This window comes from Streptomyces sp. NPDC006265 (assembly GCF_040613555.1).
In the GTDB taxonomy this organism is placed as follows: domain Bacteria; phylum Actinomycetota; class Actinomycetes; order Streptomycetales; family Streptomycetaceae; genus Streptomyces.
In genome coordinates, this window is sequence record NZ_JBEXSH010001218.1 from 1 (window position 1) to 2,071 (window position 2,071).

The following is a 2,071-nucleotide window of genomic DNA, read 5'->3' on the forward strand; positions in this document are numbered from 1 at the left end:
ACAAGCTGCGCGGGCAGCAGGGCGGCGTCGGCGCGGCGAAGCTGTACGCGCGCAGCTGCCAGGGCTGCCACGGGCTTCTTCTTCGCCGCCGCGGCGGCGGCCTTCTTCTTGGCGGCGGCCGCGGCGTCGGCCTTCTTCTTCGCCGCGATCTGCTCGGCCTTCAGGCTGGCGCCGGCCATCTGGTCCGTGACGCTCGCCTTGACGTCCTTGATCTGCTGGTTGCTGTACGCCACCGCAGCCGGCTGAGCGGCCTCGGTCGTGGTCTTGGTCGAGGCGCCGCTCGGCACTGCGGAGAACCCGATGGCGGCGGCGCCGAGGGTGGCGACACCCGCCATGGCGATCTTGTGGTGACGGGTCAGGCTGCGACTCTGAACACGGCTGAAGATGTTCTTGGGCATGCTGCGTGGACCTCTTCGAATAGCGCGGGAGTCGCTCGGCGTCCGGCGTTGGACTCGGTGTGTTTCCGACACAAACGCCGCGGAGGTGAACCCACGGCGCTGAGCGACGTCGCCAATTCTTAGCGGCCGCAAAATGGCGTGGCAAAGGTGTGACGTACGAAGGAAGATAGTGGATCAGGGAGGGGCAAATCGGTGCAGATTGGACTGTCTGTGCCGCTCAAAAGGGGCGACTTTGTCTCCTACGTCCGTTCGTACGTGACGTGGGTCCTATGCGAGGGCTCACATCGCCCCTAGATCAGCCTCACGGCCAGTTGCACAAGCGATGCTCTGTGTGAGGCCCCCTCAGGGCAGGACGAGGTGCACGTCCCCGAACTCGTGCCACAGATAGCGCCCTTGCAGCGCGGCCTCGTACCCCCGCTCGACCGCCACCCGCCCCGCGACCGCCTCCAGCATCAGCAGGTGCGAGGCCTGCGGCTCGTGCAGCCCGGTCAGCAGCCCGTCCACCACCCGCACCCCGCGCTCCGGCGTGACGACGAGGTCCGTCCACCCCGCACACGCGCGTACGGCCCCGTCGGAGCCCACCGCCGACTCCACGGCCCGCACCGCCGTCGTCCCCACCGCCACCACCCGGCCCCCACCGGCCCTCGCGGCGTCGATCAGCCGCGCCGACGCCTTCGGCACCGCGAAACGCTCCGGGTACGGCGGCTCGTGCGCCTCCGCCGAGGCCACCCCCGTGTGCAGCGTGACCGGCGCGAACCGCACCCCACGGCTCACCAGCTCCGCCACCAGGCGCGCCGTGAAGGGCCGCGCCGCGCTCGGCATCTCCGCACTGCCCGTCCCGTCCGCCGACGGCAGCGCGAACACCGTCTGGTGGACGGACAGCGGCTGGTCCCGCTCTGTATAGGCGTAGCGAATGGCCCGCCCGTACTCCCGCAGCAGCCCCGGCACCCCCGACCCGGACACCCGCGCCCACCACAGCCGCTCACCCCGCCCGCTCAGCGGCTCCTCCAGAACCAGCCGTACGCCTCCCGGCAGCCGCACCTCCCTCCCCGCGGGACCACCCCCACGCGCGCGTGTGGTGCCCCGCCCGTCGGGCTCCCGCAGCTCCACCGCCCAGCGGCCGTCGTCCCCGCGCGTCGAGAAATGCACCACCACGCGCGCGTGCCCGGTCCATCCGTCCACGGCCGCCGCCAGCGTGGCCGAGGTGTTGACCACGAGCAGATCCCCGGCCCGCAGCAGCAGCGGCAGCTCCCGGAACGTGTGATGCGCCACCTCGGCAGCCCGCGACACCAGCATCCGTACGGCGTCCCGCTCCAGCCCCGGCCCCCGCTGCTCGACGGGCACCCTGGCCGACAGCTCCTCCGGCACACACACGGTCAGGGTCATCGGGCTCCGTCCAGCAGCGCCGGGGCCCCGTACCGCCCGCTCGCCGGACGCTCGTCCAGCAGCCGCAGAAACCCCGGCACGACAGCCGCCGGCTCCGGCCGCGGCTCCCGGTCCTCCGGTACGGCCGCCGCGTAGAGGTCGGTGGCCATGTCCCCGGGATCCACCGCCCAGACCCGCAACCCCGGCTCCTCCGCGGCGAGCACGGCCACCAGCTGGTCCAGGGCCGCGTACATCCGCATGACTTCCTTGATGCCGCGGCACACCGTGTCGAGCGGATGCTCGTGCGC

Annotated in this window: 1 protein-coding gene and 2 pseudogenes; all 3 read right to left on the reverse strand. The window is 72.1% G+C overall.

Annotation, left to right across the window (positions count from 1 at the left end; translation table 11 throughout):
- Window positions 1-398 (reverse strand): annotated as a pseudogene (locus tag ABZ281_RS47280) (lytic transglycosylase); the annotation flags it as partial.
- A gap of 342 nt (window positions 399-740) precedes the next feature.
- Window positions 741-1,784 (reverse strand): S-adenosylmethionine:tRNA ribosyltransferase-isomerase, encoded by a 1,044-nt coding sequence (locus tag ABZ281_RS47285; RefSeq protein WP_356664792.1) that lies wholly within the window; start codon window positions 1,782-1,784, stop codon window positions 741-743.
- Window positions 1,781-2,071, reverse strand: a pseudogene (locus ABZ281_RS47290) (hypothetical protein); the annotation flags it as partial. The pseudogene ABZ281_RS47290 and the gene ABZ281_RS47285, both read right to left, overlap by 4 nt.